At 42.9% G+C, this 7,177-nt stretch carries 4 protein-coding genes; all 4 read left to right on the forward strand.

Annotation, left to right across the window (positions count from 1 at the left end; translation table 11 throughout):
* The first annotated feature begins 183 nt into the window (after window positions 1–183).
* The 4 genes from JXR81_04975 to JXR81_04990 all read left to right on the forward strand — a co-directional run bounded on the left by JXR81_04975 (window position 184) and on the right by JXR81_04990 (window position 6,860).
* Complete coding sequence (locus JXR81_04975; GenBank protein ID MBN2754202.1) at window positions 184–2,412, forward strand: glycosyltransferase family 39 protein; 2,229 nt, start codon at window positions 184–186, stop codon at window positions 2,410–2,412.
* A 324-nt stretch (window positions 2,413–2,736) separates the two neighbouring features.
* Window positions 2,737–5,145: a homocysteine S-methyltransferase family protein gene (locus tag JXR81_04980; protein ID MBN2754203.1), complete on the forward strand. Its 2,409-nt coding sequence runs from the start codon at window positions 2,737–2,739 to the stop codon at window positions 5,143–5,145.
* A 29-nt stretch (window positions 5,146–5,174) separates the two neighbouring features.
* Window positions 5,175–5,921, forward strand: coding sequence for an alpha/beta hydrolase (locus tag JXR81_04985; GenBank protein MBN2754204.1), 747 nt, complete (start codon window positions 5,175–5,177; stop codon window positions 5,919–5,921).
* A 90-nt stretch (window positions 5,922–6,011) separates the two neighbouring features.
* Entirely contained in the window at window positions 6,012–6,860 is an 849-nt protein-coding gene (locus tag JXR81_04990; protein MBN2754205.1) for a substrate-binding domain-containing protein, read from the forward strand.
* The last annotated feature ends 317 nt before the right edge of the window (window positions 6,861–7,177 follow it).

Below are 7,177 nucleotides of genomic sequence, written 5' to 3' on the forward strand. Positions count from 1 at the left end.
TAACCGGGGATTCTTGGCAGGCTGTACTTTGAAAAGCGGACATTTCTATTTTGCAGAAAATAGGACACTTCTATTTTGCGTTGACAATTTCGTAATAATAAATTTACACGGCTTGAAATTTTTGATAAAATATAAAAATTGATTTTAGATTTAATAAAATTATAACATTGCGCGGAGGGTACTTTGGAAAAAAACAGGATAATTAAAATCATTTCTGTAATAACAGGTTTTGTTTTAATTTACATCGGGCAGTCAATTATGTACGGAAAAGCAAACGGATCTTCCGGCGCTGTTTTCTTTCTGCTTTCTTTTATACCTTTCTTTATCGCTTTGAAATCAGACAAAGGCGCGGAGCTTCTTGGAACCCTTCCTTTTTTAAGGGATAATGTTGAAAAACCCGGCAGAAATGAAATAATAGGGTTTGTAATATTTTTTATAGCCGCCGCTTTTTTCAGATTTCATAATCTTGACACGGTGCCCATAGGATCCTTCCGCGATGAAGGAAAGGCAGCCAAAGACGCTATGGATATAATCAGAAACGTAATGCCGCACGGCGCCGATTCCACTCTGCCGATATACATAAGGGCAATTACAGATAATCCAGCTTTATATAATTATTTTATGGGAGGGCTTTTCCCGTTAGTCGGCGAGGGAATAGTGGGGGCAAGGGCTGCAACAGCTGTCGCCGGCCTTCTTACGGCTGTATCGTTCTATTTTCTTATCCGTTACATGTTTGGATGGCGTGCAGCGGTTTTAGGAGGCTTTCTGTTTGCGGTGGGCAATTATCCCGTAACGTACAGCAGGCTTGTATACCATGCTTCGTTTGCCATGCTGCCATATATGTTTACCATGTTTTTCGCGCTTAAAGTCTATAATGAAAGAAAATTGTTTGATTTTATTATTCTGGGGCTTGCCATGGCGATATCAATTCAGACTTATCACGCGGCAAGAATAATACCTTTTGCTTATGCCGCGATTCTTTGCCTTTGTTTCTTTGGCGACAGGGGGTTTATAAAGGCAAATTACAAAAAAATGCTTCTTATGATTGGTGTATCGATACTGGTGCTTATGCCCCTTATAATATACATTTTTGATAATTATAATTCTTTCATGGGAAGGCCCGGAGGGCTTTTTCTTTTTGGTGAAAACAATAAACATTACTGGTTCTCTCAGAATCAGGTGATAAACTATCTGATAAGCCTTAAGAAAGCGGTACTTATGTATAACAACCTGGGAGGAATGTCAATAATATCCAGCAACTTTGAGGGAATGCCCATGCTGGATTATTTGTCCGGTATTTTTGCGGCTGCGGGATTTATGCTGCTACTTGCGGGGATGTTTCTTGGCAACGCGCGTTCGTTCTTTTTTCTGGGCATGTTCTTTATTTTCATTCAGGGCACCGCTCTTTTTATAGAATCTCCCCACACAGGAAGGGGAATAATGGCCATGCCTATGGTATTTATATTTGCCGCAGCCGCGATAGCGGTTCTTTCTAAACTGTTCCTTGAAAACGCCGGCAAAATATCAAAAATTCTTTTCTCCTTGACTGCGGTAATACTTTTATTAATAATCACCGCGGATAATTATGACAGATACTTTGAAAAATACGGAAAATATAAGCTGGCTTACCGCGCCTTTGAAACCGAAAAGAGGGAAGCCGCTGAATATGTGGTAAAACTGGGGGACGGCTGGCAGGCAATAATGACCCCGTATTTCATGCACGGAGAAAGGGGAGAGACGCCGGATGTAATGATAGTATTCATGGAAAAGGGCAAGAGTAATTATGAAAAACTTACATTAGGGCACAATTTTCCCGTTAATCCCAAGCAGGGTATGAATTATATTTACATTCTTGAAAGGGATTATTTTAACATTCTTCCCGCGCTTAAGACATATTATCCCGGAGGCGAGGTCATAGAATTTAAGGAAAAATATAACAAAGATAATGTAACTGCTTTTATTGCTTTTAAGGTTCCGTATGAAGAAGCGGTTAAAGGCATGTCTTATAAGCCAGAAAGGGGGCTTACCGCCTCTTATTACACAGGGGCTGAATGCGGTACCGGTGAACTGCTTGATCAAAGAATAGAGCCCATGGTTCTTCAGGATTGGGCGTTTTATCCCAAAAATATAAGATTCTTTACCGCGTGCTGGGACGGAAAGATAAGGATTGACATTCCGGGCAGATACTTCTTTGACGTCAAAACAGGCGAAAATAAAAGGTTATTAATAGATAATAAGCTGATTCTGTCAGGTAATCAGACAAGGTCGGAAATTGAACTTTCAAAAGGGCTGCATGATATTCACATTTCGTTCAGGAATAACGGAAGCCTTTGGATAGGGCTGTGGTGGGTAAAACCGAATGTCGGATATCTGGAACCTGTTCCTATGGATAATTTATATCCGAAGAAATAGAACCGGTAAAGGCATGTGCCGTTGTTTTTTAAAGTATATACGCAATATATTGCGTATAAGGTTTAGGTTAAATTTCTTATGGTTCAGCCATGGCAGCCGCGCCTTTTAAGGCGCGTTGTTTCGCGTTGTTTAATGGGTTGACATTTGATTTTTTCGTATTCGCGTTTAAATGTCAAAACATACTTAGCGCAAAATGGAATGATGTATCTGCAAAATAAATAATCCTCTAAATCCGCCCCCTATAAAAACTTGTATGCGGGCGGGGCGATATGATATCATTAAAAAACGCCGTATAATTTTATGATTAAACAACGTGGTGAGATGATGACAAAAAAACAGTTTAAAAAGCTTGTGGAAAAAAGAGTCCTTATACTTGACGGGTCAAGCGGTGTGGCGCTGCAGAAACGCGGCATGCCCGCGGGTGTATGCCCGGAAAAATGGGCGCTTGAAAATCCCGATGTCCTGTCAGGGCTGCAGAATGAATACGCAGCAGCGGGTTCTGATATTATTTATACTTTTACTTTTGGCGGTAATCCTGTAAAACTTGAGGAATATGGGCTTAAGGGGCAGGCCTTTGAAATTAACAGGGAACTTGCGGTAATTTCTAAAAAAGCCGCGGGCAAACGCGCGCTTGTCGCGGGCGATATAGCGCCTACGGGGCATTTCCCAAAACCATTTGGCGATATACCGTTTGAAGAAATGGTAAACATCTTTAAAGAACAGGTTAAGGGGCTGCTTGCGGGCGGTGTTGACCTTTTTGTAATAGAGACAATGATGGACATTCAGGAAGCGCGCGCCGCGGTTCTGGCCGTGAAGGAAAGCTGTAATCTTCCAGTGATTGTTTCAATGACTTTTGACAAGGACGGAAGGACGCTTACCGGGACAGATCCGTTAACAGCGCTTGTAACCCTGCAGGCTATGAATATAGACGCGTTTGGAGCCAACTGTTCCACAGGGCCTAAAGAGATGCTTGAAGTAATTAAAGCTTTAAAACCATATTCCAAAATACCGCTTCTGGCCAAACCAAATGCCGGGCTGCCAAAACTAAAAGACGGCAAAACTGTATTTGAAATGGAATCGGGTGAATTTTGTACTTTTGCCGCGCCATTTGTAAACGCGGGAATTAACCTTTTGGGCGGCTGCTGTGGCACATCGCCGGAGTACATAGAGAAAACAGCTAAAGAAATCAGTAAAATAAAAAACACGGGTTTTAAAAATAATCCTGTAAGTTTCAGCGCGGTTACATCGGCAAGAAAAACCGTGTTTTTAGGCGGTGATTACCCGCTTACAGTGATAGGCGAACGTATTAATCCCACCGGCAAGAAGCAGCTTCAGGCGGAATTAAAAGAAGGAAAGACAGCCGAAGTCAGGCGCTTTGCGGAAGAGCAGGCAGCCGGCGGAGCTAAAATTCTTGACGTAAACGCGGGAATGGCCGGAATTGATGAAAAAGCTGTGATGATAAAGATAATAGAATTGTTAAGCAATCTGTCTGAACTTCCGCTTTGCATAGATTCATCGTCTCCGGAAGTTGTGGAAGCCGCGTTAAGGGCTTACCCCGGCAGGGCGCTTATTAATTCTATCTCGGGCGAGTCCAAAAAAATAGAAAAACTTCTGCCTGTCGCGGCTAAATACGGCGCCATGTTTATTTTACTGCCCCTTGATGATAAGGGCATTCCGGCAGACGCGGGCAGCAGGATAAGTGTTGTACAGAAAGTATTTAAACAGGCAAAAAAATATGGATACACAGAAAAGGACATAATAATAGACGGCCTTGTAATGACGGTATCATCAGACCAGAAAGCCGCCAAAGTTACGCTTGATGTAATTGAAAAAGCCTCCGCGCTTGGTTTTAACACTACCTGCGGCCTGTCAAATGTGTCATTTGGGCTGCCGGAACGCGGCTATGTGAACGCGGCTTTTCTTGCCATGGCTGTTAACAGCGGGCTTACCACAGTTATTGCAAACCCTTCAGCGGAACTTTTGATGCAGATAAAAGCGGCATCAGATGTATTAAACGCCACCGACACCAACAGTGCGCTTTACATAGAGAAGTTTGGCAATGCAGTAAAATTAGATGCCAAAGCGGCGCAGGATAGCGGCAAATCTAACGAAGAGCAGATTTATGAAGCGGTTGTAAAAGGGAATAAGGAAAAAATAACCGGGCTTATAAATTCAGCGGTGGCAGGCAATATTGCCCCTTCAAAAATAGTGGATGATATTTTAATTCCCGCAATCAACCACGTCGGGAATCTGTTTGAGAAAAAACAGTATTTTCTTCCGCAGCTTATACAAAGCGCGGAAGCCATGAAAGCCGCTTTTGCCATACTTGAACCGCTTTTAAAAAAGAGTGAAGCGGAAGGGTCGCAGAAGAAAGTGGTAATGGCTACAGTTAAGGGCGATATTCATGATATTGGAAAAAACATAGTCTCTTTAATGCTGAAAAATTACGGGTTTCAGGTGTTTGACCTTGGCAAGGATGTACCCGCGGAAGAGATTGTAAAAAAAGCAAAAGAAACCGGCGCGCAAATTATTGGGCTGTCCGCGCTAATGACCACCACAATGATAGAAATGAAACCGGTTATTGATCTTGCAAAAAAAGAGGGCCTTAAGGCAAAGTTTATTATAGGCGGTGCGGTTGTAGACCAGTCTTATGCCGATGAAATAGGGGCGGACGGTTATTCAAAAGACGCCTATGAAGCCGTTAAGCTCGCGCAAAAGCTTACTGAAAATTAAGTTTTTACCTAAAAATAAGGAGAATTATAATGCCGTATATTTCTTATCAGGGACAAAGGGTATTTTATAAAGCCAAAGGCAAAGGGGAACACCTGCTTATTCTTCACGGTAATACGGTATCAAGCGCGATGATGGGCGGGGAATATAAGCATTACAGGCGCGTGTACAGAACGTTTATGTTTGACTATCCGGGGCACGGCAAGTCTGACCCTGTAAAACAGTTTCCTGATGATTTCTGGCGGGAAATGGCCAAATGCGCGGTTGCGGTATGCGGCGCGCTTGGCGTACAGAAGACGTATGTGATTGGCACGGAAGGCGGCGCAATGGTGGCGCTTAATATGGCGATAGAAGCGCCCGGGCTTGTAAAAAAAGTAATCGCGGACAGTTTTCTGGGGGATAGTATGAAATTAGACGAGGCGGAAAAACTTATCGCGGACAGAAACGCAGCCATCGGCGGAAAATTCTGGTACGCGTGGTTTCTTCAGCACGGTTTTGGCTATAAAAAAGTGATGCAGATGGACAACGACATGATGCTTAGGTTTGCCAAATCCGGCAGAAAATATGTTCCGGCAGGGCTTGAAAAAATTCAGTGCCCGGCATTGTTTACCGGCGCCAAGGACAACCCTTTGGTTAAAAATCTGGATGAAAAGATACACGCCGCATTGGCTAAAAATCCGCTTTTTGAATCAAAGATATACCTTTCAGGCGGGCATATGACCGTTGTTTCAAAGAAACACGAATTCAGGCACATGGCGCAGGACTGGTTTGATAAGTAAATTAACCCATACTCATCCAAAATGAATGAATTAACCTGTTTTGTGTTATAATATTTTTAAGGGAATTAATTAAATAAAAAGAGGGTTTTTATGCCCAATGATTTTCATACAATAGCTGTTGTTTCAAAGTTGTTTTCCAATAATTTTGTCCATGAAATACTTCACGGCATAGAGCCGCACCTGTTTAAAGGGCCTTATGAAGTAAATTATTATCCCACCACAGGCAGGACAGACTTTGAAAATGACATCCTGAAAACAATCTTATTAGAACGCAGGGCAGATGCCATGATTTCAATAAGTGTGCCAATGGAAAGCGACCTGCTTGAATCGTATAAAAACGCGGGCATACCTGTTGTTTTTATTGAAGAGACGGTGGAAGGCGGCCATACTGTTAAAGTGGACAATGTAAAAGGGTCTTATATGGCAGTGGAATATCTGATAAAACAGGGGAGAAAGAAAATTGGTATTATCTCCGGCGAGTTTCTTGATAAAAGGACAAACGCGAATGTGGTTGAACGCCTGATAGGTTACAGAAAAGCCATGGAAGATTATGAACTTGAATTTGACCAGAAAATGGTTAAACACGTGGCGTATTATGAATTTGATGAAGGAGTGCAGCGTACCAGGGAATTTATGTCGGAATATAAGGATCTTGACGCAATATTTTGTGCTGCCGGCGACCTTGTCGCTATGGGCGCCATAGAAGCGCTTCAACAGGCAGGGCTGGACGTCCCCAAGGATGTCGCGGTAGTAGGGTATGATGATATTAACGTTTCTGAATTTACAAAGCCGGCTTTAACCACGGTAAAACAGCCGCTGGCAAAGCTTGGCTCTGAAGCTTTTGAACTTGCCGTCAGGTGCATAAACGGGCAGGTCGCAAAAGACGAATCACGCCTTATAATCCTTGACCCGAAGTTTATCATCAGGCAGTCGGCGTAGCGGCAGGTTATAGGTTACAGCTGACAGGTTACAACTGATAAGTTACAGGTTACAAGTTACAGGTGATAGTGGAAGAAGTTTTTATCATTGTGGGGGAGGCGCTCCTGCGTGTCCCGTATTTTTTGTCTTAAAATTCCTATTATCGCAGGCTAAAGCCCGGTATCTATAAATTCAAAACCTACCTTTTAAACCGCATGGTTCTTGTTCCGGTAGCCGCACCCTTTTAGGGCGCGTGTTTTTAAAACCAACTGCCGCGTCTTTAAATGCACGCGCCTACCGTGACCTTAAACCGCATGGTTCTTGTTCCGGTAGCCGCA

The sequence above is a fragment of the Candidatus Goldiibacteriota bacterium genome, from assembly GCA_016937715.1.
GTDB lineage: Bacteria > Oederibacteriota > PGYV01 > PGYV01 > PGYV01 > PGYV01.